General features: G+C 68.7%; 21 protein-coding genes and 1 pseudogene. 6 read left to right on the top strand and 16 right to left on the bottom strand.

Translation table 11 applies throughout. From position 1 onward, the window contains the following. Window positions 1-84: 84 nt before the first annotated feature. From A8G15_RS26180 to A8G15_RS26165, 4 genes are all read right to left on the bottom strand, one after another. On the bottom strand, window positions 85-1173 hold the full coding sequence (locus tag A8G15_RS26180) for a Glu/Leu/Phe/Val family dehydrogenase (protein ID WP_068165964.1): 1089 nt from the start codon (window positions 1171-1173) through the stop codon (window positions 85-87). Beyond that, window positions 1170-4679, bottom strand: coding sequence for an indolepyruvate ferredoxin oxidoreductase family protein (locus A8G15_RS26175; protein ID WP_068165963.1), 3510 nt, complete (start codon window positions 4677-4679; stop codon window positions 1170-1172). Before A8G15_RS26175 ends, A8G15_RS26180 begins: the two co-directional genes overlap by 4 nt. A 175-nt stretch (window positions 4680-4854) precedes the next feature. Then, entirely contained in the window at window positions 4855-5304 is a 450-nt protein-coding gene (locus A8G15_RS26170) for a MarR family winged helix-turn-helix transcriptional regulator (protein ID WP_068165962.1), read from the bottom strand. Beyond that, window positions 5301-5930, bottom strand: coding sequence for a DJ-1/PfpI family protein (locus A8G15_RS26165; protein ID WP_068165961.1), 630 nt, complete (start codon window positions 5928-5930; stop codon window positions 5301-5303). Before A8G15_RS26165 ends, A8G15_RS26170 begins: the two co-directional genes overlap by 4 nt. A 340-nt stretch (window positions 5931-6270) precedes the next feature. Between A8G15_RS26165 and A8G15_RS26160 the strand changes: the two genes are divergently transcribed. The 3 genes from A8G15_RS26160 to A8G15_RS26150 all read left to right on the top strand — a co-directional run bounded on the left by A8G15_RS26160 (window position 6271) and on the right by A8G15_RS26150 (window position 8125). Continuing rightward, entirely contained in the window at window positions 6271-6615 is a 345-nt protein-coding gene (locus tag A8G15_RS26160; RefSeq protein WP_068165960.1) for a PASTA domain-containing protein, read from the top strand. A 185-nt stretch (window positions 6616-6800) separates the two neighbouring features. Continuing rightward, complete coding sequence (locus A8G15_RS26155) at window positions 6801-7454, top strand: hypothetical protein (RefSeq protein WP_245688010.1); 654 nt, start codon at window positions 6801-6803, stop codon at window positions 7452-7454. Next, on the top strand, window positions 7451-8125 hold the full coding sequence (locus tag A8G15_RS26150; protein WP_068165959.1) for a hypothetical protein: 675 nt from the start codon (window positions 7451-7453) through the stop codon (window positions 8123-8125). The genes A8G15_RS26155 and A8G15_RS26150 overlap by 4 nt, the downstream gene beginning before the upstream one ends. A 52-nt stretch (window positions 8126-8177) precedes the next feature. Here the strand turns inward: A8G15_RS26150 and A8G15_RS26145 are convergent, their stop codons facing one another. From A8G15_RS26145 to A8G15_RS26090, 11 genes and pseudogenes are all read right to left on the bottom strand, one after another. Then, window positions 8178-8387 carry a DUF4287 domain-containing protein gene (locus tag A8G15_RS26145; protein ID WP_068165958.1) on the bottom strand — a complete coding sequence of 70 codons (210 nt, stop codon included), beginning with the start codon at window positions 8385-8387 and terminating at the stop codon, window positions 8178-8180. A 65-nt stretch (window positions 8388-8452) separates the two neighbouring features. Beyond that, window positions 8453-8959: a hypothetical protein gene (locus tag A8G15_RS26140; RefSeq protein WP_068165957.1), complete on the bottom strand. Its 507-nt coding sequence runs from the start codon at window positions 8957-8959 to the stop codon at window positions 8453-8455. Window position 8960: 1 nt separating this feature from the next. Continuing rightward, a complete protein-coding gene (locus A8G15_RS26135) occupies window positions 8961-9758 on the bottom strand; it encodes an ABC transporter ATP-binding protein (protein ID WP_068165956.1) in 798 nt (265 codons plus the stop codon). Next, window positions 9755-11452 carry a dipeptide/oligopeptide/nickel ABC transporter permease/ATP-binding protein gene (locus A8G15_RS26130; protein WP_082900171.1) on the bottom strand — a complete coding sequence of 566 codons (1698 nt, stop codon included), beginning with the start codon at window positions 11450-11452 and terminating at the stop codon, window positions 9755-9757. Before A8G15_RS26130 ends, A8G15_RS26135 begins: the two co-directional genes overlap by 4 nt. Beyond that, entirely contained in the window at window positions 11449-12444 is a 996-nt protein-coding gene (locus tag A8G15_RS26125) for an ABC transporter permease (protein WP_068165955.1), read from the bottom strand. Before A8G15_RS26125 ends, A8G15_RS26130 begins: the two co-directional genes overlap by 4 nt. 3 nt (window positions 12445-12447) lie before the next feature. After that, window positions 12448-14094: an ABC transporter substrate-binding protein gene (locus A8G15_RS26120; protein WP_068165954.1), complete on the bottom strand. Its 1647-nt coding sequence runs from the start codon at window positions 14092-14094 to the stop codon at window positions 12448-12450. Between the two features lie 178 nt (window positions 14095-14272). Then, window positions 14273-15382, bottom strand: a complete 1110-nt coding sequence (locus A8G15_RS26115) for an LLM class flavin-dependent oxidoreductase (RefSeq protein WP_068165953.1) — start codon at window positions 15380-15382, stop codon at window positions 14273-14275. Window positions 15383-15394: 12 nt separating this feature from the next. Next, window positions 15395-15958, bottom strand: a pseudogene (locus A8G15_RS26110) (hydroxyethylthiazole kinase); the annotation flags it as partial. A gap of 410 nt (window positions 15959-16368) precedes the next feature. Next, window positions 16369-17616 (bottom strand): amidohydrolase, encoded by a 1248-nt coding sequence (locus tag A8G15_RS26100; protein ID WP_068165951.1) that lies wholly within the window; start codon window positions 17614-17616, stop codon window positions 16369-16371. Window positions 17617-17803: 187 nt separating this feature from the next. Continuing rightward, complete coding sequence (locus A8G15_RS26095; protein ID WP_068165950.1) at window positions 17804-18781, bottom strand: alpha/beta fold hydrolase; 978 nt, start codon at window positions 18779-18781, stop codon at window positions 17804-17806. Then, entirely contained in the window at window positions 18781-19164 is a 384-nt protein-coding gene (locus A8G15_RS26090; RefSeq protein ID WP_068165949.1) for a nuclear transport factor 2 family protein, read from the bottom strand. The genes A8G15_RS26095 and A8G15_RS26090 overlap by 1 nt, the downstream gene beginning before the upstream one ends. Window positions 19165-19309: 145 nt before the next feature. Between A8G15_RS26090 and A8G15_RS26085 the strand changes: the two genes are divergently transcribed. Continuing rightward, window positions 19310-20122 (top strand): alpha/beta hydrolase, encoded by an 813-nt coding sequence (locus A8G15_RS26085; RefSeq protein WP_068165948.1) that lies wholly within the window; start codon window positions 19310-19312, stop codon window positions 20120-20122. Here A8G15_RS26085 and A8G15_RS26080 read toward each other — a convergent pair. Next, entirely contained in the window at window positions 20119-20850 is a 732-nt protein-coding gene (locus tag A8G15_RS26080) for a PaaX family transcriptional regulator C-terminal domain-containing protein (RefSeq protein WP_068165947.1), read from the bottom strand. The genes A8G15_RS26085 and A8G15_RS26080 overlap by 4 nt on opposite strands. 245 nt (window positions 20851-21095) lie before the next feature. Here A8G15_RS26080 and A8G15_RS26075 point away from each other — a divergent pair, with 245 nt between their 5' ends. Both A8G15_RS26075 and A8G15_RS26070 read left to right on the top strand, forming a co-directional pair. After that, complete coding sequence (locus A8G15_RS26075; RefSeq protein ID WP_169833946.1) at window positions 21096-22106, top strand: oxygenase MpaB family protein; 1011 nt, start codon at window positions 21096-21098, stop codon at window positions 22104-22106. A 30-nt stretch (window positions 22107-22136) separates the two neighbouring features. Then, window positions 22137-22476: enoyl-CoA hydratase-related protein (locus A8G15_RS26070; protein ID WP_211270249.1), on the top strand; the 340-nt coding region annotated here is incomplete at its 3' end.

Genomic DNA, 22476 nt, shown 5'->3' with positions numbered 1-22476 from the left:
GCCGACCCGCACAGCGGAGCAGGAGAGACGCCGTGGCGTCTCTCCTGCTCGTCCCCTGCTCCCCCGCTGTGGGTGCCGCTTCCGTCAGGCCGCGTCGATGCGCTGCTCTGCGATCCGGTCGGCCGCGGCACCGAGTCCGGTGCCCAGAATCCGTGCCATCTCGAAGATTTCGGCTGTGCGCTCGAAGATCGACTCGACATCGGAGCGCACGACCGCCGGATCGAATCCGTCGACCTCGCCCGCCACCTGGATCAGCCCGCCGGCGTTGGCCACGTAGTCGGGCACCCAGGTGATGCCCCGCTCCCCGAGCGTGGTTTCGACCTCGGGGACCGTCAACTGGTTGTTGGCCGCCCCGCACACCAGCCGCGCATCCAGCGACCGGGCGGTGGCCGGGGAGAGAGTGCCGCCCAGCGCGCACGGTGCGTACACGTCCAGCGATGTCTCGGCGACGTTGCCGGCGACCCGCACGTCCGGGAAGTCCGACGCGACGCGTCCGACCGCGGCGGGATCCACGTCCGAGACCACGACACGTGCGCCGTCCGCGGCGAGTAGACCGACGAGCGCGTACCCGACCTTTCCGAGACCTTCGACACCGACCACTCGTCCTTCCAGTTGCGGTGTGCCCCAGATGTTCTCTGCAGCGGCCCGCATCGCCTGGAAGACGCCGAGCGCGGTGAGCGGAGAACTGTCCCCGGACCCGCCGGAGGCGACGGTCCGCCCGACCGCGTGCCCGGTGTGCCGGCCGACGACGTCGAGGTCCGCGGCGTGGGTGCCCACGTCGGCGGCGGTGATGTAACGGCCGCCGAGCGAGTCGACGAACCGGCCGTACGCGGCGAGCAGCGCGTCGGTCTTGTCGACCGCCGGGTCACCGATGATCACGGCCTTGCCGCCACCGAGGTGAACCCCGGACACCGCGGCCTTGTAGGTCATCCCGCGCGACAGCCGCAGTACGTCGTCGAGCGCCTGCCGTTCGTCCGCGTACGGGTAGAAGCGGGTTCCGCCGAGGGCGGGTCCGAGTGCGGTCGAGTGGATCGCGATGATCGCGCGGAGCCCGGTCGCGGCGTCCTCGCAGAACACGACCTGTTCGTGCGGGCGATCCGACAACCGTCGGGATCGGCCGAAGACGCCGGAGGTGGTGTCCTCGACGGGGCGGATGACGGTGGAGGTACTCACGCTGCGGATTCCTTTCGGGTGGTGGAGAACCGGGGGGTGCCGGTGGCCGTCGGCGCGGCGTCGATGCCGAGTTCGGCGAGTCGTTCGCGGTAGCGGTCGATCGACCGCAACTTGACGTCCTCGTAGCCGCGGACCGTGTCGGCGAGCTCGGCGGCGCGGACCGCCCGGTCGTAGGAGTTCTCGTTCAGTTCGGCGGCGAGACCGAGGACGGTGTCGGTGTACTGCGCGAGCAGCTCACGCTCGACCCTGCGCACGTGTGCGTAACCGAACGGGTCGAGCCGGGTTCCGCGCAGCCGCTTGCCCTTGGACAGAAGACGCAGCGCCACATGTGTTCTCGGACCGAACCCGACCTTCTTCCGGCGGCCCAGTGCCCGCAGCACCGGTGGGTGCAGCCGGTAGGTCAGGTCCGCTCCCCCGGGCACCTGCGCGTTCACCTCGTCGAGGAAGGCGGGATCAACGAGCATCCGCGCGACCTCGTACTCGTCCTTGTAGGCGGTGAACTTGAACAGTCCGCGGGCGACGGCCTCGGTGAAGTCGGTGCGGTCGGTGACGCGACGTTCGGCTTCCCACACCGTGCGCACGTGATCGATGTACCGGACGGCCAGGCGCGGTCCCTGGTAGTCGATCAGCGCGGCCGCGCGGATCCGGACCAGACGCAGCACCTCGCCGTCGAACGCGGTACCGGCGAGCAGCTCCTCCGGAACGGAGGTCACGGCACGCGACGGCCGCGCAGGCTCGGTCGCGGCGGTGAACGCGTCGGGGTCGGCGACCGCGGCGCGCCCCCACCGGAACGCCGCGATGTTCGCCGCGACCGCGACACCGTTGAGTTCGATGGCCTCCTCGATGGCGCCGGCCGGGATGGGCAGGCCGCCGAGCTGGTGGGCGGCACCCACCACGAGGAAGTTCGCGGCAGCAGTGTCGCCGAACAGTTCCTGCGCTGCGGCGAGGGCGTCGAACGCGGCGAGCCGGGCGGTGGCCGCCTCCAGCCGCGACAGCAGTTGCGCCTCGTCGGGGTGGCGGATCGACCGGTCGTACACCATGTCGCCGGTGGGGGTCCGGCTCGTCGACGCGACCGCGACAGTCGTGGCCGCGTCGGCATAGGCCAGGTTCTTCGCGTCGGATGCGGTGAGGAGGTCGAGGGCGAGCAGGCACGAGGCTCCCCCGGTAGCGACGCGATTGCCCGGTTCGAGCCCGTCGGCGGCGAACCGCAGGTGCGAGACCACGGGCCCGGCCTTCTGGCTCATCCCGATCTGGTCGAGGGCTTCGACGTCGAAGCCGGCGCGCATCGCCGCGGTCGCGAGGACCTGGTTGACGGTGACGATGCCGGTGCCGCCGATTCCGGCGAGGAACACGTTGCGGGTGCCGGCAACCGTGATCTCGACGTCGGGCACGGCGGGCGGCCGGGGTGCGGCGCGGCGCTCGCGTGTGCGGGTGGGGTCGGTCTCGACGGTGACGAACGAGGGACAGTCGCCGTCGAGGCACGAGTAGTCGGTGTTGCAGGAGGTCTGGTCGATGCGGGTCTTGGAACCGAACTCGGTGTCGACGGGCTGCACCGACAGGCAGTTGCTCTTGACGCCGCAATCACCGCAACCCTCGCACACCGCCTCGTTGATCACGACACGGGTCGTGCGGGCCGGAAGGGTGCCGCGCTTGCGCTGTCGCCGCGCGTCGGCGGCACAGTGCTGGTCGTAGATGAGCACGGTGACGCCCGGAACCTCCCGCAGCACGCGTTGCGCCTCGTCGAGGCGGTCGCGGTGCCAGACCGTGACACCCCGGGCGAGGGTTCGCTTGCGGTGCCGTTTCGGTTCGTCGGAGCAGATGATGATGCGGCGGACACCTTCGGTGGTGAGCTTGTGGGTGAGCGCCGGGATCGTCAGTGCGCCTTCGGCGTCCTGCGCGCCCGTCATCGCGACGACGTCGTTGTGGAGCAGCTTGAAGGTGATGTTCACCCCGGCCGCCACGCACGCCTGGACGGCGAGCTGGCCGGAGTGGAAGTACGTCCCGTCTCCGAGGTTCTGGAACATGTGGTCGATGTCGGTGAACGGGGCCTGGCCGATCCACTGGGTGCCCTCGCCGCCCATCTGGGTGAGTCCCGTGACAGCGCTGTCGGCACGGCCGGACATCGTGACGAGGGCGTGGCAGCCGATCCCGCCGCCGCCGATGGATCCTTCCGGCAGCGCGGTGGAGCGGTTGTGCGGGCAGCCGCTGCAGAAGTAGGGACTGCGGGTGGCCGAGAGCACCTCGAGCGGAAGCTGCGGCAGCGGCGCGGGGCCGAGGGCAACGTGCCCCGTCAGCACACGGCGCAGCGGGCCGCGGATCCGGCCGGCGGTCAGTTCCCCGTCGACGGGAACGAGGAGCCGGCCGTCGGCGTCCTTCTTACCGAGAACGACCGGCGGCGCGGCGGTTCCGTAGAGGATCTCGCGGATCTGGGTTTCGACGAACGCGGTCTTGTCCTCGACGACGACGATGCGCTCGAGCCCGTCGGCGAACTCGCGGACGAGATCGGGCCCGAGGGGGTACGGCATGCCGATGCGCATCAGCCGGATGCCGGCTCGGTGCAGCTCGGCGTCGGTGACCGACAGGTCGAGCAGGGCCTGGCGCAGCGCATCGAATGTGGTGCCGGTCGCGATCAGCCCGATCCGCGCCGTCGCGGGGTTCACCTCGATGGTGTCGAGGCCGTTGGCCCTGCCGTATGCCTGGACCATCGCCCACCGGGGACCGTACAGGTCGGCTTCGGCGACGACGCTGTCGACGGGTGCGGCCATGGGTCGTTGCTTGTAGACGAACGGCTTACCGTCCCAATCGATGTCGGGCACGGTGATCCGGGTGTCCGCGACCGATCCCTCGACGGACCAGGCGCCGTCCGCGACGTCCGCGACGATCTTGAGGGCCACGACACAACCCGAGGCGCGGGAGAGCGCAACACCGTGCATGCCCATCGTGACGATCTCGGCGGCATTGCGCGGGAACAACACCGGGATACCGAGCGCGGCCAGTGATCGCTCGCTGACGGCGGGCACGGTCGACGACTTGGACGCGGGGTCGTCGCCGACCATCAGCAGCACTCCGCCGGAGGGTGAGACGCCGTACATGTTGGCGTGCCTCAGCGCATCGGTGGCGCGATCGAGGCCGGGGCCCTTGCCGTACCAGACGCCGACGACCCCGTCGTGGGTCGGCGTGCCCGCACCGAGCTGCCCCTGACTGCCCCACACGGACGTCGCGGCGAGTTCCTCGTTGAATCCCGGCGTGAACGTGATGTCGTGTTCGGCGAGCACCTTCGGCATTCCGTGAAGCAGCTTGTCGAGGCCGCCGAGCGGGCTTCCCGGATATCCGGAGACGAAGGTCGCCACCCGGCGACCGTCACGGATGTCCCGCACGTGCTGTTCCACGAGTTGCCGGACGATGGCCTGCACACCGGTGAGCAGGACCGTCCCGGAGCCGGAGCGGTATCGGTCGTTGGGATCATAGGGCAGGCTGTCGCTTTCGCGGACCGCGATCTCGGTCATCGCTCACCACCGTTCCTTGTGCGACATCGTCGTGCAGTGTCGCGCTGGTCACATCATTCGGTGCAGCAATGATCGCTACTGCTGATTCATTACGTCAACGGCGTGCGAAACAACTGAGCATTTCGATTCAACGTGACGTGGACCACACATTCCCGTTGGTCACGATGCTCAGGCGTCACCCGGCGACCTCCGGTTCGTCGAGGGCCGCCGACAGCCGTTCGAGCACCCGGACCGTCTCGGCGAAGCCCTCGAAACCCAGCACGCCGGTGAGCCGTGCCGCGAGTTCGGCGTGTGCAGGACCGATACGCTCGACCGCCGCGCGGCCCGCCGCGGTCGGGACGACGAGCTTGGCGCGGCGGTGCGCCGGGTTCGGGAGGTAGTCCGCGAGCCTCTGCTCGACGAGCAGGTCCGCGATTCGTTGCACCGACTGCCGGGTGATGCCCATCGCGCGGGCGATCCCGGCGACCGGCAGCGGCTCACGCAGGACCGCGCCGAGTACCTGCCAACGAGCAGCGGTCAAACCGGCCGGATTCGCGAGCCCTTCGGCCGCGGCGAGGAATTGGCCGTTGAGACGGAACACGCCGAGCGCGGCGCGGCTGAGCAGGTCCTGCTCCTCGCGGCTCACCGTTCGCCGCCCGCCGCCGCCCGCTCCGCCGCGTCGAGGATCGGGAAGGCGGAGGCATCGGAGTCGTGGAACAGCCGGTACCACGCGTCGAGCACCTCCCCCTCGTACACACCGAGCCGGGCGAAGATCTCGCGAGCGAAGGCCACGGGTTCCGTCCCGCCGGCGGTGACGAGGTCACCGTCGGTGACGGCGTCGGTCTCGACGTAACGTCCCGCGCCCGCATAGCCGGTGGCCTCGAGATAGAAGGACACATTGCTGGTGTGGTCGCGGTCGTCGAGAAGTCCCTCGCGAGCGAGTCCGGCGGTCGCGCCGCAGATCCCGGCGACGGGCACGCCGGCGTCGAGGAAGGCGCGGGCGAGACGCGCGTACGGCGCGAGTTCGTCGCCGGTGTCCCACAGATCGGCGCCGGGCAGGATCAGCAACGCGGCGCCGTCGACCGTGACCTCGTCGAGGACCAGATCCGGAACGACGCGGATCCCGGCCAGGGTCGTGACCGCCTCCCGGCTCGGCGCGACGGTACGGATCGGGTAGCCGGCACGGGCCAGGTAGGCGGTGGCATGTCCGGTCTCCCAGTCGGCGAGCGTGTCGTAGGTGGCGACGTAGACGGTGTCGAGTGCGGTCTTCATGGGAGCCTCCCGGGAGTCGGAATCAATTACGTAAGTATCCTGTCAATTCGACAGTATTCTGTCAATGTTCGATTTCCGCCAACTCGCCGATGCCCCACAGACCCTGGAGTACGATTTGTGACGTACAGCACATTCGCCGCCCGAGCCCGCGGCGAACGCACCCGATGCGCATTGGATCGCGCCCGCACGCCGGCCGTCACGTCGATTTGCGTGACCCGATCCCGCACTGCACATCCGGCTCGCCGCACGCTGCAGAACGCCGCGGCGACCCGCCCCGTCGCCCGGCCCGCGCGGCCGGGTCCGCATTCAGATCCGACATCGTCTCCGGAAGGACGTTGTCATGCGCAGAACCCTGACCGTCGCAGTCGCCACCGCCGCCGCGCTCACCCTCGGAACCGGAGTCGCCTCCGCCGAATGGCTGTACCAGGACATCCTCGTCGCCGGGGTCCCGAACGTCGTCGGGATGAGCGAGGCCGACGCAGTCGCCACCCTCGAGTCACAGGACATCCCGTTCACCGTCACCAACAAGTCGGGCAGCGCACTGACCGTGTGCAACGTGACCGACCAGCGCGACAAGGGCTACCGCACCGAAACCCGCGCCGAATGGGATTCCACCAACCAGGAATGGGACTACGTCGAGTACGAGATCTGGCGGGGTCTCGGCCTCACCGTCGTCTGCAACTGAACGGACACCGCTGCGGTACCGCGTCCGTCGCGGTACCGCAGCGGCGTTTGCCAGGCAACCCTGTTTAGGCTTACCTTTACTATCTAAGGTTCACCTTATTCGGACGAACCCGGCGAGCCTGGCAGTCGACACGACCGCGGAGACCCGGACCCGTCACCACACGGAAGCAACAACAGGAAGCAACAGTGTCGCAATCGAACCGGCCGCCCGCCCCGGCGCACTCCCCCATCGGCGACGATCCCACCGCGGTCGCCGCCGTCCTGCACGTGACGATGGGTACCGACGACCTCGCCGGCGACCCCGATTCCCGGCCGCGGGTCGGCCTGGTCGATGTCTACAACCTCCCTGCCGTGGACCTCACGCACGTGAAGGGACTGATCATCGGCGGCGGCGTCGATCAGATCTTCCTCGAACGCAACCGCGATCTGCTCACCGGATTCGTGACCCGGGGCGGCCGCATCGCCGTCATGGGACACGCGCTCACCGAATTCCTTCCCGGCCTCGGTGTCTGGCGCAAGCTCGCCTACACCGGACCGAAGGACCTCGCGATCACGCTCGCCGATCCGCACCCGGTGTGGGCCGGCGTCGATCCCACCGATCTGAGCTCCCGCAAGGGCGTCACCGGGTTCTACGCACGCGGGTACGTCGACAAGATTCCCGAGAATGCGATCGTCACCACCCGCATCGGCCGGCACGCGCTGCCCCTCGACTTCGTCTACCCGCTCGGGGACGGCCAGGTGCTCGTCCACGGCGGGAACGACCTGACCGGCTGGAAGAACGACCCGAACACCTCCGCGCGGATGACCCCGCAACTGATCGATTGGCTGACGCAGCGATGACCACCGCCGAACCCTTCGCCCGCACCGACATCGCACCGCTGCGCGACCGGCGCCTGGCGATCGTCCACGGGGGCTCGTATCCCCACCTGCAGACGATGAGGGACCCGGCAGTGCTCGCCCACCAGCCGGACTTCCACTATCTGGCCGATCTCGCCGACGGCGATCTCGACGGCTACACGACGGTGATCGTCGCCGATCGGTTGCATCCCGGGCTCGTGGCCCGCCACGCCGCACAGTTCCGTGCGGTCGCCGAGCGGGGCGACACGCTCGTCGTGCTCGGCGAGAACGGTGTCCACACATGGCTTCCCGGAGTCGAGTGGGAGCCGCGGCCGACGAACTTCTGGTGGTGGCTGCACGGCGAGGACCCCCTGATCCGCACCCGCAGTCACGATCACGGTGCATGGACGTACCTGAGCACCAAGTCCGTCATCTGGCATCACCACGGGCTGCTGCGCACCGACGCGGACGTGGTGCCGCTGCTGGTCTCCGAGGAACCCGATGCCGACGGCATCGCGCACGACGCGGGCATGATGCTCTACGAGGACACCACCTCGACCCCGGGCCGCCTCATCGTCACCACCCTCGACCCGACCTACCACCACGGCAGCAACTTCATGCCGGGCGCGACCAGGTTCCTGTACGCGCTGCTGCGCTGGGTCGACAACACCTGAGCGTCGACGCAGGCGAAGGGCCCGCCACCGAGGTTCGGTGGCGGGCCCTTTCTCAGCCTGCGTTCTCCTTCAGGGTGTGGGCGACGAGGGCGTTGGCGTGGCCGTGGCCCATGCCGTGCTCGCCTTTCAACCAGTTCACCAGCTCCATGTGCCCGGTGAGATCCGACTCGCGGATCAAGGTCTTCCACTCGTCGATCGGGCGACCGTACTTCTGCTCGATGGACGGGAAATACGATTGCGGGCCCTTCACCTTCTCGGTCATGAGCGCAGGCTAGCGGCACCGTCGGACAGGAGCGGCACGATCGCCGGAGCCCGGCCCCGGCGGCATCAGTCCACGACGTCGTAGACCTCGTCGGCGGGTGCGGCCAGCAGACGGTCCGCCATCTCCTGCTTGAGCACGGTCAGCCGCGCTTCCTCGTCGTCGGTGCGCTCGGCCTTGCGTCCGAGAGTGATGAACTCGTCGGTGACGAAGCCGTCACGGATCTCGAGCCGCACCGTCCGCCCGCGGTAGGTCAGCGCGAACACGTACCGCTCGAGCGTCTGCCCGCGATCGCGGCGCTCGAGCTCGGCGTCGACGGTGAACCGTCCCTCGGTCACCGCCCGGGTCACCACCTCGAACGTGTCGCGCACGCCCGGCCCGCGATGTGCGGTGGCGACCGTGATCTCACGACGCTCGGCGGGTGCGTCGGGACTCAGCACCGGCAGCGCGCGCTCGAGGACCTTCACCGCGTGCGCGACTCCACCGGGAAATCCCGGCCCGTGGTATTTCATGACGTCGTCGACGGTGAACTCGATGGGGGTTCCGTTCTCGACGACCTCGAGCGATGCGGGCATGTCAATCCTCCTGTGTCGTACTGCTGTTCGTCGTGCGTGGGTGAGTGCCCGACGCGGCCGCGACGAGCGATGCCGTGTAGTGGTGTTCCGGACGGGCGAGAACGTCGCCGGCGCGCCCCGATTCGACGACTCGGCCGCCCTGCATGACGACGATGTTCTCGCAACTGCGGCCCGCAAGGGCCAGGTCGTGCGTGATGTGCACGACCGCGAGGTTCTGGACGACCGCGAGTTCGGCCATCAGATCCACTATCTCGATGCGCAGGGACGCATCGAGACCGCTCGTGGGTTCGTCGGCGAGGAGCAGCCGCGGGCGGGTCACGAGCGCCCGGGCGAAGGCGACACGCTGACGTTGACCGCCGGACAGCTCGTGGGGAAAGCGATCCAGATAGTCCTCGGCCGGTGTCAGTTTCACCGCGTCGAGGGCTACGATCGCCGCGTCCCGGCGTTCGCCGCGATCTCCGAGTCCGTGGATCACCATCGGTTCGGCGACGATGTCACGGACCCGGAGCCCGGGAGGCAACGACGCGTAGGGGTCCTGGAAGACCATGTGCATGTCGCGGCGCAGTTCACGCCGCCGTTTACGGCCTGCGGACGCCAGATCGACACCGTCGAACCGGATGCTGCCCGATGTCGGATCGACCAGTCCGGCCACGGCCCGCGCCACCGTCGACTTCCCGGCGCCGGATCCGCCGACCAGCGCGACGGATTCGCCCGCCGCGACCTGCAAGGTCACGTCGGACACGGCCGGGACACCGTCGAACGAGACCGACAGTGCGTCGATGTCGAGAAGCGTGCTCACTGCACGACCTCCTGCACGAGCGGCCGGAGCCGGGGAGCGGACTCGACGAGGTGCCGCGTGTAGGGATGCTCCGGTGCTCCGGTGATCTGCGCGACGGTACCGATCTCGACGAGCGCCCCGTCCTTCATCACCGCGATGCGGTCGGCGATCCGTTCGATGACCGGCAGGTTGTGGGTGACGACGAGCAGCGCCAGCGAGTGCCGGACCCGCAGATCGTCGAGCAGGGCGAGCACTTCGACTTCGCGGAGTACGTCGAGGCCGCTGGTGGGTTCGTCGGCGATGAGCACGTCCGGCTCGTTGGCCAGCGCCATCGCGATGACGACGCGCTGGCGCATGCCGCCCGAGAGTTGGTGCGGGTAGGCGTCGACGCGGTCGGCACCCAGTCCCACCTGGTTCAGCAGGTCGAGAGTGCGTTCGCGGGCGTCGTTCCGGCTGCATGATCGATGGACCCGGACCGCCTCGTCGAGCTGGGAACCGATGGTGCGCACCGGATTCAGCGCGCTGAGTGCTTCCTGTGGGATCAGCGCGATGCGGTTTCCGCGCATGCCCCGCAGTTCGGCCGGTTCCATGCCCGCGACGTCGCGGCCGGACACCAGGACCCGCCCCGAGGTGATCTGTGCGGCCGCGGGCAGCAGTCCCACGGTGGCGGCGGCAACGGTGGATTTGCCGCTGCCCGATTCCCCGACCAGTCCGACGAGTTCGCCGGGCGCGACCGAGAACGACACGTTCGCGGCTCCCCGGCCGTTCTCGCCGTACACGACGGTGAGGTCGTCGATCACGAGCGGATGCCCGGCGTCGCCGCTCGGCGTCCCGGCAGCGCCGGCCGTGCCGTGATCCGCACGGCGCCGGAACTTGCGGCGCCGCACCAGCACCGGGCGGGATCGCTCCTCGATCGCGTTGCCGAGCAACGCGAACGCGAGTACCGTGACGCCGATCGCCAGACCCGGGGGCAGGACCCACCACAACCAGGCATCGGTGAGGAATGCGTTGCGCGAGTGCGCCATCGACAGCATCGATCCCCAGCTCGCGGACGTGATGTCACCGAGGCCGAGGAAGGCGAGCGAGGCCTCGAGCAGGATCGCGGTCTTGATCGTGAGCACGAACTGCGGGATCACCAGGGGCACCACCGCAGGAGCGATGTGACGCCGCAGCACATACATCGGCCCGGCGCCCATGGCGCGCTCGGCCTGAATGTGGTCGCGTTCACGCAGTGTCAGGACCTGCGCCCGCAACTCGCGGGCCATACCCGCCCACAGCACCGCCGAGATGACCATGATCTGCGTGCGCAGGCCGGGGCCGGCGAACACGCCGATCACGATGGTCAACGGCAGCACCGGCAGGGACAGCACGACATCGACGATGCGCATGAGCACCGAGTCGACGACGCCGCGCGCATACCCCGCGACGACACCGACGAGCGTGCCGATCACAGTGGCGACGATCGCGGCGACGACACCGACGAACAACGAGACGCGGGCTCCGTGGATCAGCATCGACAGCAGGTCGTGCCCCACGTCGTCGGCCCCGAGCCAATGATCGCCGGACGGAGCGGCGAACGGCCGTGCCACACGTTCTCCCGGGTCGAACGGGGCGAGCCACGGCGCGAAGATCGCGCACACCAGCAGGATTCCCAGGATCACCGCCCCCGCCAGTGCGAGACGCTGCGACCGGGTCTTCGTTCCGATGATCGTCATACGGCTGCCTCTTGGCGGGTCGGTGCCGACGTCCGGTCCCGCCGGACCCTCGGATCCAGCAGGGGGTAGGTCGCATCGGCGATCAGGTTCGCGGCGATGATGCCGATGGTGGCGAGCAGGAACGCGCCCTGCAGCATCGGGTAGTCCCGGGCGGTCACCGCGTCGTAGGTGAGCTTCCCGAGTCCCGGATAGGCGAACACCGATTCGACGACGACTGCGCCGGACAGCAACACGCCGACCGTGAGGGTCAGGGTGGTGTAGACGGGGAGCAACGCGTTGCGCAGCGCGTGCCCGACCGCAACCCGGAACTCGCCGAGACCCTTCGCGCGGGCGAGCCGGATGAAGGGTTCGTCGAGGACCCCGACCATCGAGGCCCGGGTCATCAGGAAGAAGCCGCCGATGCCGGCGATGGTGAGCGTCGCGACCGGCAGGACCATCCGGGACGCGACTTCGAGCAGCCATTCACCGCCGGTGGAGGTGATCGCCGCGGCCCCGTAGGACGGGAACCATCCGAGGTTCACGGAGAACACCGCGATGAGGATCATGCCGACGAAGAAACCCGGCATGGAGTCGACGGTGAGCACACCGACCACGGTCGCCGTTTCCTTCGCCGTGCCGCGTCGCCACGCGGCCCACGTGCCGAGCAGCGTGCCGATGACGAACGCGAGCAGCGTGCCGATGCCGACCAGCGCAAGCGTCCAGGGAAGCTTTTCCCACAGGACGTCGACGACGGGCCGGTTGTGCTGCACGGACATTCCGAGATCTCCGTGCAGCAGCCCGGACCAGAACGAGAGGTACTGCTCGAATATCGGCCGGTCGAGCCCGTAGTCCGCGCGCATCTGCGCGATGTACTTCGGATCGAGGGACTGCTGGTCACCCCCGTAGAGGTATTCGACCGGATCGCCGGGCGCCAAGTAGGGCAACGCGAAGTTCAGCGTCACCGCCGCCCACAGTACGAGGGCGTACTGCCCTGCTCGTCGCGCGACGGTCATGTGTCAGTCCTGCGGCGCTTCTGCGTTGGCCGTCTCGACGACGTCCGCGGGCAGGAACGACCACTTGTGGACGATGCCGTAGCCGGGGGTTTCGATCCAGCCGCCGAACGTGTCCGCCCGGAAGGCCCAGAACTCGTCCGGGTAGTACAGCGCGATGGCGGTCGGCTGCCGGTTGAACAGTTTCTGCATGTCCTGCATCGCGGCGATCCGGGCGTCGTTGGTCTCGGTGACCTTCCACGCGTCGTACAGCGCGTCGAACTCGGGGTAGACCAGGTCCGGATGCTTCCACAGGTTGCCGGAACGGTGCGACATGATGAACTGCGTCGAGTCCGCCACGGCGTGCGGGCTGTTGGTTGTGACCATCATGTCGTAGGTCTTGTTCGACGAGGCGTCCGACAGCGAACCCGAGTCGAGCGGCTTGACCGCGACCGCGACGCCGACCTCGGCGAAGTCCTCGGCGAGCAGCTCCGCGGCGCGGACCTGCGGCGCGTTGCCGCCGTTGACGATCAGGTCGAAGACGGTCGGCTCACCCGCGGGGTTCTCGCGGCGGCCGTCACCGTCGCGGTCGGCCCAGCCGAGCTCGTCGAGCATCGCCGAGGCGCGCGCGGCGTCGTACGGGGTCGACGCGTCCGGGTCCGCGAACGGCGCATCCGGATGGACGTACCCCTGCGTTCCGGGGCGGCCCTGGCCGAGACCGACGACCTCGAGCAGCTCGTCGCGGTCGACCGCGAGGTTCAGGGCAGCGCGGAAGTCGGCCTGCGCGAACGTGTCCCGCGTGAAGTTGAGCTTGAGTTCGGGGTAGCTCAGCGGCGCGACGGTGACGACGCCGATGTCGTTCGACGCGGTGAACCGGTCCACCAGCTCCGGGGTGAGGGCACGATCGGCGGCGTCGATCTGGCCGGAGCTCAGCGCGGTGAAGGCGGCGGCATTGTCGGCGATCACCGGCATGACCAGCTCCTCCACCGTCGGGGTTCCGGCGAAATAGTCGGCGTTCGCCTCGAAGCGGTAGCCGCTGGTGGGGCTGTAGTCGACGAGCTTGAACGGCCCGGTGCCGACCGGCAGGTCGGTCATCTCCTTGGCCTTGGACGGATCGACCTTCGACCACACGTGCTCGGGGATGATCGGCAGGTCCGCGAGGGTGACGGGACCGAGCTCGGGGCACGCGTAGTCGCACACGAAGCGGACCGAGTTCTCGCCGGTGGTCTCGACCGTGGAGATCGACGGGGTGTCGTTGACGTGGTGGGTGTAGCGCCCGGTCGGCGCAGCGTGCATGTAGTGGAAGCTGAAGACGACGTCGTCGGCGGTGAACGCCTCGCCGTCGTGCCAGGTCACGTCCTCGCGGAGGTCGACGTCCCAGGTGGTCGCGTCGACCTGCCGGACATCGGTGGCGAGCCACGGCTGCGGGTCGGCGACGTACGGTGAGGGCGACAGGAGCTTGTCGTAGACGAGTTCGGTCATCTGGTCGGTCTGTCCGGCGAAGATGTTCAGCGGGCCGCTGTCCTTGGCGACCGCGATGGTGAGCGAGTCCGCGGTGTCCGGACCGGACGCCGTGTCCGTGGTGCCGCCGGAGCCGCAGGCGGCCACGAGGAGCGCCGGCGCGAGAACGAGGGGAACGGCATACGAGCGCCGAACGATACGCGTCAACTGCATGTCACATTTCTTTCGAGGGAAAAGAGAGGTCTGCCTAACCTCACTTTGGGTAGCCTACATTAATGATGCTTTAACCAACAGCCTGTCTTTTGCAGGACGAAAGAAGGCCGCCACGGACGGGGTTCACCCCGGCCGTGGCGGCCTTCCTTCGTGGTGCGGCGGTTCCCTGCCGCGCGGATCACAACTCCCGGAAACGCGGAATCAGGTGCTCGGCAACGTGCTTCGCCTCGTCGATGAGCGGCCATCCGGCGAGGATCAACGACGTGAGGCCGGTGCGGTCCCGCAGGGTACGCACATGCCCGGTGATCTCGTCCGGCGTGCCGGCGTAGTACACCGCCGACGATCCGGTCGCGAAGATGTCGAGCGGCGACCACGCCGTGATCCCCGCGTACAGGCCGTCACCGAGGGACAGATCCTTCGGTTCGGGCAGGCGACCGGCATTGATCGTGTCGACCCACCCCTGCCGCTGCGCATCGCGCGCGGTGAACGTCCTGAGATCCTGCTTGCCACCCGTGCGCCGCCGCACCGCCTTGTCCAGAACGTCGGTGACCTGATCGATACCGGCCTTCTCGAACAACGACCGGAACCGGTCCAGCGCCTCGGCCTGCGTGGGCCGGACGATCACGCCCGAGAGGGCACCGAAATCGGTGAACTCCCGGCCTTCCGCCGCCGCGGACTCGCGGGCCGCGGTGAATTTCGATTCGACGAACGCCGTCTCGCGCAGCATGATCAGGTACGCATCGAGCACCCTGCCCGAATTCTGCAGTCCCGCAGGTGAATCGCCGGTTCCCCACAGCGGCACGGTGTGGCCGCCGCCCGGTGCGTCGATGCGCAGCGGCGTGTTCGGGAAATTCGACTCCGTGCCCTCGGCGTAGATCCGGCGGAAGTCCGCCCAGTACTGCTCCCCCAGCTCGTAACGCCGGTCGTGTTCGACGTTCATGTCGTACCGGGTCAGGATGTTCTCCCGGCCGTTGACCGAGTTGATCATCAGGCGGCCACCACTGAAGGCGTCGAACGTCAGCGCCTTCTCCGCGAGCAGCCGCGCCGGCGTCATGTTCGCGTAGATCGCGACGAGAAACTTCATACGCGAGGTGTGCGCGGCGGCCCAGGTCGCCGAGACGAACGGATCGTTCGGCCACGTCGCGACGAGCGCACCGTCGAACCCGCCGGCGTCGATCGTCTTCGCCAGCTCGATCTGCCGCTGCCCGTCGACCGGGAACAGCCCGCCCGGGCTCCACGGGTAGTCCCCGTCGGCCTGGGTGAGGTACCAGAAAGTCTTGATGCCCATCGGTTCTCGTCCTTACTTCGGGAGGTCGAGCGGCTCGATGCGAGCACGGGCCCGCAGCGTGCCGGCGTCGACCGTGTACAGCGCGTCGAGGTAGGCCACGGCGAACGATCCCGGTCCCGTGGAGTTCTCCTCGGCGATCTCGGCCGCGACCGCGACGTGGGTGTGCGCGGCGGCGAGACCGATCAGCGGGGTCGGCGCGACCGCCAGGTAGGCGGCCACCAACCCACCCAGCGAGCAACCGGTCGAGGTCACACGCGGGAGCATCGCACTGCCGCCGGCGATGCGCACGCCGGTGATCGCGCCGTCGCGGTCGCGGCCGATCAGGTAGTCCACCGGACCGGACGCCGACACCGCGTCGGCGTGCTCGAGCAGGGCGAGCGCTGCGGGAACCGCGGCGGCAGCCTCGTCGGCGCTGTCGACACCGCGGGTGTCGCCGCCGAGCCCGGCGAGCGCGATGATCTCCGAGGCGTTGCCGCGGATCGCGGTGGGGTGCAGGGTCAGCAACTCGGCGGCCAGCCCGGTACGCCACGGCAGCCCTCCGACACCGACCGGATCGAGCACCCACGGGGCTGCCGCCGTAGAGGGCGGTGCGGTCGCCGGCGACCGCGGCGGTGCCGTCGTCCGTCACGGCGACGGGATCTCCGGTGCCCGCGACCTCCGCATCCTCGGGTGACGGCACCACGACCGGGACCTGGGCCGGAAGCAGCAGTCCGGTCCAGGGGTACTGGTCCTGCGCGGTCGCGACCTCGAGTCGCACCGGGTCGGTTCGCTCGGAACCACCCGACGAACATCCACTCACCACGAGCGCGGTCAGCACGAGCACCATTCCGAATCCGCGCGCGGCGGCATCGGTGGCCACCCGCACATAGTAGGACGAGCCCCGGGGCGGATCGGTGGATTCGCGAATTCGCGGCACGTCGCCGGCGGCGAACGGTCGTGAGCGGGTGCGGGCGGAGGAGTCCACAGGATGCGGGCCCGGTGAGCCGTCAGCGGGTGGGCGGCAGCCAGGTGCGGGCTGCGGTCACCAGCGCACGCACTCCGATCGGCAGCGTCGGTTCGACGACGGGGGCATAGTGCGGCGAGTGGTTGGACGGCACGGTGAGCAGCGCAGGGTCCGTCATGTCGCCGGTGGTGAACAACGACGGATCCGCGCCGCCGAGCAACCAGTACGACAGCGGGGCTCCACAGCTCGTGGCGAGGATGCCGACGTCCTCGCTTCCCGCACCGGCCCCCGGATCGAGGACGTTGCCGTGGCCCAGCCAATCTCCGAAGGCGTCGAGGGTCCTGTGCAGGGCAGCGGAGTCGTTGGTGACGACGGGGAAGCGCTCGATCTCGGTGATCGTCGGTTCGTCCGGCGCGCCGGCCGTCTCCGCTTCACCTCGTACGATGCGTTCGACGCTGTCGAGGATGCGGCTTCGGACCGAAGTGTCGTAGCTGCGGATGTTCAGCTGGATCTCGGCGTATCCGGGAATCACGTTCGCCGCGTCACCGGCGTGGATCGAACCGACCGTGAGAACCGCTGTGGCGGTACTGGGGATCTCCCGCGAGACGACGGTTTGCAGGCGCATCACCGTGGCCGCGGCCAACACGATGGGATCGATCGACGCTTCCGGCATCGAACCGTGCGCGCCTTTGCCCACGAGGCGGATACGCAGCGAGTCCGATGCCGCATAGGACGGTCCGGCATGTCCGGCGATCTTCCCTGCCGGAAGAGGTGCCACGTGCTGACCGAGCACGACGTCCGGTGTCGGGAACCGCTCGAACAGGCCGTCGTCCACCACCGCCTGCGCACCTGCGCCGAGTTCCTCGGCCGGCTGGAAGACCAGCATCGACGTTCCGGCCCAGGCGGATCTGTCCTCGGCGAGAACCTGCGCCGCGCCCAGCAGGCAGGTGGTGTGCAGGTCGTGCCCGCACGCGTGGGCCACCGGCACGGTTTTGCCGTGCTCGTCGGTGGCCGTGACGGTGCTGGCGTAGTCGAGCCCGGTGTCCTCCCGCACCGGCAGGGCATCCATGTCGGCCCGCAGCAGCGCAGTCGGTCCCGTGCCGTTCTTCAGGATCCCGACGACACCGGTCCCACCCACACCCGTGGTGACCTCGAATCCCGTTGCCCTCAACCGCTCGGCCACGATCGACGCGGTGCGATTCTCCTGGAAGCCGAGTTCGGGATGACTGTGCAGATCCTTGTACACGTCGACGAGCGTCGGGTCGATCACGATGTCACCGGGCACGGTCATGTCGCACTCCTCGGGCTTCGCTGCCTGTCGGACGATCTCCCGCTCTGCGTGTCGCCATCGTCGCACGACATCGTCGGGCCCCGAAGGGCTTCCGGCGCAACGCCCCCGACCCGTTGCGTCCCCGACAGGCGGATGATCTGACATCGAAGTCGAATCCTGCTGCTGTTCACAGGAATCGACAGCCACATCACGGGGGCGCCGAGACCACCTCCGACACGAAGTTCACGAGCAGTTCGCCGACCTTCCGGGGCCGTTCCATCTGGACGAAATGCCCGGCACCGTCGAGCAGGTGCACGCCCCGCAGATCCGGGACGGTCTGTTCCATGCGGTCCAGAGCGTTCGGTCCGGCCATCGTGACGACGGGATCGTTCGCGCCGGCGACGAAGAGTGCCGGCACCTCGAGCCGCGCGGTTCCGCTTCCCGCCGATGCCTCCCAGTTGGCGTCGTAGGCGCGGTACCAGGACAGTCCGCCACCGAATCCGGTGCGTGCGAACACCGTCGCGTAGTGGTCGAGTTCGTCCTCGCTCAACCAGTCCCAGGGCAACTCCGGCGCGTCGGGCAGCACATCGAGGTAGCCGTTTCCGTCCGACGGGTGCTGCCAGATGTCGAGGTACCTGTACCGGCCGGACAGCGCATGGAACAGCCGCTGCAGGAATTCGCGCGGCCGCGCATCGAGTTCGCGCTCGGCGACACCCGGCTCCTGGAAGTAGTGCAGATGCAGGAAGTGGCGCTGCGCCATCGCCGCGTACAGCTCGCTCGGTCGCGCCGGCAGCCGGTCGGGGGCGTACGGCACGGAGAGGAGCATCAGGCCGGCGACACGGCTCCGGTGACGCAGCGCGACGGTCCACGCGGCGGGCGCCCCGAAGTCGTGTCCGACCAGGACGGCACGCTCGATGCCCAGGGCGTCGAGGAGGCCGACGAGCCGGTCGGCGACCGCCGCATCGGTGTACTCCTCGATCGAATCGGGCCGGTCGGTGCCGCCGTAGCCCGGCATGTCCGGCGCGATCGCCCGGTAGCCCGCGGCGGCGAGTGCCGTCACCTGGTGCCGGTAGCTGTAGCCGAGGCCGGGGAAACCGTGGCACAGGACGACCGCGGGCCGATCGGTCTCACCCGCTTCGGCAATGTTCCACGTGAAACCATCGACCTCCACGAGGACGCTGCGCATCAGGACGCGGGCACCGTGACCATGTCGTCCTGGCTCCAGTAGGCCTTCATCGACGTGATCTTCGCGTCGTCGTCGAAGGTCATGACGTCGATGACCTCCATCACGAGGTTCTGCTCACCCAGGTGCGTGGTGAGACGGAACAGGAACGCCGCGTTGTTCGCGGCGATCTTGAGGGTGAGCAGTTCGCCGGTCTGGGCGAGCGGCTCGATGACGCCGTAGAACTCGCGCAGCGCCACCTCGGTGGTGCGCGGCTCGGTACCGACCGGATCCTCGACGGTCGCGCCCGGCGCGTAGAGGGCGAGGACATCGTCGGTCGTGCCTTTCGCGACCGAGCGGATGTAGTTCTCGACGGTCGCGCGGATCGCGTCGCTGGACGGTGCCATGAATGCCTCCTTGAATAGAACACGTTCTAGAACAGGAGACTAGTGTGACGAAGCCCCGCAGACCAGATCCCGGCACGAATCGGCTCCGCCGCGGCGCGCGGGATGCTTGGCTGACACCGGAGTTACGCACCGAGAGGAGCCGACGATGGACGAGACGACCGCGTTCACGCTCGACGGTCACGCCGGAACCCTGGCCGGACGCCGCTGGCCCTGTGAGAACCCGCGCTACGTCGCGCTCCTGTGCCACGGCTACGGCGAGCACTCCGGCCGGTACGAATACGTCGCGGCCCGCCTCGTCGCCGACGGCGCCGTCGTCTACGCGATCGACCACGCCGGGCACGGACTCAGCGACGGCGAACGCGTCCTCGTCGAGGACTTCGAGAAGGTCGTCGACGACTTCCACCTGCTCGACCTGACCGCTCGACGGGAGAACCCGGACCTGCCGGTCGTGCTCATCGGGCATTCGATGGGCGGGATGATCGCCGCGCGCTATGCGCAGCGGTACGGCGCGACCCTTGCCGCGGTCGTCCTGTCCGCGCCGGTGCTCGGCACCTGGGCCGCGGTCGACGCCCTGCTCGCCGCCGACGAGATCCCCGACACCCCCATCGATCCCGCCACGCTCTCGCGGGATCCCGCCGTCGGCCGCGCGTACGTCGCCGATCCGCTCGTGTGGCACGGCCCGTTCAAGCGGGCCACGGTGCAGGCACTGAAGGACTGCCTCGACACCATCTCGACCACCGGGCCGGTCGACACCGTCCCGGTGCTGTGGCTGCACGGCTCGGACGACGGCCTCGTGCCGATCGAAGGCACCGTGCAGGGCTGGGCGACGTACTCCGGTGCGCACGCCCGGTCGGGTGTGTACACCGGTGCGCGCCACGAGATCTTCAACGAGATCAACCGCGACGAGGTTCTCGGGGACGTGCTCGATTTCGTCGACGGTCACCTTCGGGACCGTTAGGTGGAAGGTGACGCGGGCGGGTCGTCGCGCATCGCCGCGAGCCACCCGCGGTATCGGTCGTAGGTGGCGTCGAGTTCACCGGCCGGCCAATCGTCCGGGAGAAGTTCGTCCGGGAGTAGTGGATCGGTCTGCAGATGGTGAACAGCCGCGACCATGGTCACGAAACGGGTCGGTTCATCGTCCGCTTTTCCGATCGCGTCGAGATAGGCGTGTCCACGCGCGGACCAGGCGGGGAGATCCCAGAGGCGGCCGGCGAGGACAGCGGGGTCGTCGAGGGGCCGGGCCTCGAAGCAGGTCGACACCTCGAGGAGGCTGTCCGGCCAGCGACGACGGAGGTTGGCGGGCCGGGTCCACACTCCTTCCCGCAGTTCGGCGACGCGTTGGCGCGCCATTTCGCTCCGGAGCGCGACGCGGTCGGCAGCGCTGCGACCCGTCGTGGTGACGACGGCCACCTCCCAGGTGCCGGTCCACTCGCGCCGGTCCGGGGCGGTCACATCCTGCTGACGGCGAACGAGTCGGTCCGACAGTGTGTAGGTGCCGTCGTGACGCGTCAGGTCGCCACTCGCAACCATCCGGGAGAGTGCCACGCGCGTGGCGGATTCGGATATCCCGAACAAGCCCATGGCGCCCACGATCTCGCGACCGCTCAGGGTCGGCGGCTGCGCGCCGAGCAGCAGACTCAACACCGCAGATCGGGCCGGAACCGGGGGGACTAGGGGTCTGGACATCGAGTTCGGAGGTTACACCAGAGGTTCCATTACACTCTTGCATCAACTGATGCGAATATGTAACTCTCATCGGCATGGTCAGCCTGCCACGCAACGAAACGACCGGAATCGGGGTACGGACTCGTCGTCTATCTCGAGAGTCGTTGTACGTCAATGCAACCCGGATGAGTCGGCGCTGCTCGCGATCACTTCGTCGACTGTCGGCAATACCCTCACGCCGCCCGCCCACAGATCCAGGAGCCACCATGCCGAAGACGAATACGACACCGAGCAGCCGAACTCTCGAACCACCTGCCCCACATACCTCCACCCGCCGGGTGATCGGCGACGATCCGCTCGCGCCGGGGGCGTTCGGCCGGTGGATCGCCGGGCATCCGCTCGTGCTGCTCTACGCGAACGTACCCGCCCTGATCATGCCGACCCTGCACCCGAAGATCGCCCACGTGCTCAGCGTGAAGGACCGCGCCCTCAACGGGAGCGACACCCTCCCCGACCTGCAGTCCAACGCCCGCCGGTTGATCAGCACCTACGAGATGGTGATGGGTATCGTCTTCGCCGGACCGGAAGCGGACGAGGTGGCACACGGGTTGCACGAGTTGCATCGGCCGATCTCCGGAACCATGCCCGACGGGTCCCCGTACCACGCCTGGAACAACGATGTGTGGAACTGGACGTGGGGTTCGATCCTCGAGGGCGGCATCGACATCGCCGATGCCTTCGGACTGTTCCGTACCGACGACGAACGCGAGCAGGCCTACCGGGCGCTCGTCGAGATCGGCCGCCGCTACGGTGTGCGCAGCCTTCCCGGCACCCATGCGGACTTCCTCGACTACTGGACGCCCGTCGTCGAAGAAACCCTCGCGGTCGGTCCCGAGGTTCGCTTCATCGTCGACCATGCGACGACCCTCGCGAAACCACGGGGTTGGGACCGTGTCCCCACCCTTCTGTGGCGGTTGATGTCACTGCCCGCGACCCGCACGATCCGTGTCGGCATCCTCGCCGGAGTCCCCGAACGATTCCATTCGGAAATGGGCCTGCGGATCACCCTCCTCGACCGCATCGAAAGGCAGATCCACGCACTGTTCTGGCGTTCCGTGCCCCGCCCGATCGCCGGCTGGTTCGCCCCGACCTACTTCGGGCTGCGACGCCGCTACGGCACACCCGGATGGCGCACCGTCTACTCCCGTGAGCAGCTTGCCGCGGGCAGAGCGGCCGCCGACGCGGAACGCAATCGAGCGAACGCCCACGCTCACTGAGCCCGGCGCCACAACCCGAACGGAGAATCCGTGACCGGTTCCCATCCACCTGTGGTCATCGAACACGACGGCGCGGTCACGATCATCTCGATCGATCGCCCGCACGTGCGCAACGCCGCCGATTGCACCACCGCAGAAGCGCTGGCCGACGCCTTCCGGGTTTTCGACGGAGACGAGCACGCGACCGTGGCCGTTCTCCACGGCATGGGCGGAACATTCTGCGCCGGTGCCGATCTGAAGTCGGTTGCCGGCGGGCTGCCCAATCGGTTCGCTCCCGACGGCGACGCTCCTCTGGGTGTGACACGGATGCAACCGACGAAGCCGGTCATCGCCGCGATCGAGGGTCACGCCGTCGTGGGCGGGCTGGAAC

Origin of the sequence: Rhodococcus phenolicus, assembly GCF_001646785.1 — a bacterium.
Taxonomy (GTDB): domain Bacteria; phylum Actinomycetota; class Actinomycetes; order Mycobacteriales; family Mycobacteriaceae; genus Rhodococcus; species Rhodococcus phenolicus.
Note: the sequence above shows the minus strand (reverse complement) of the source record. Positions and strands in the feature narration are given on the sequence as shown.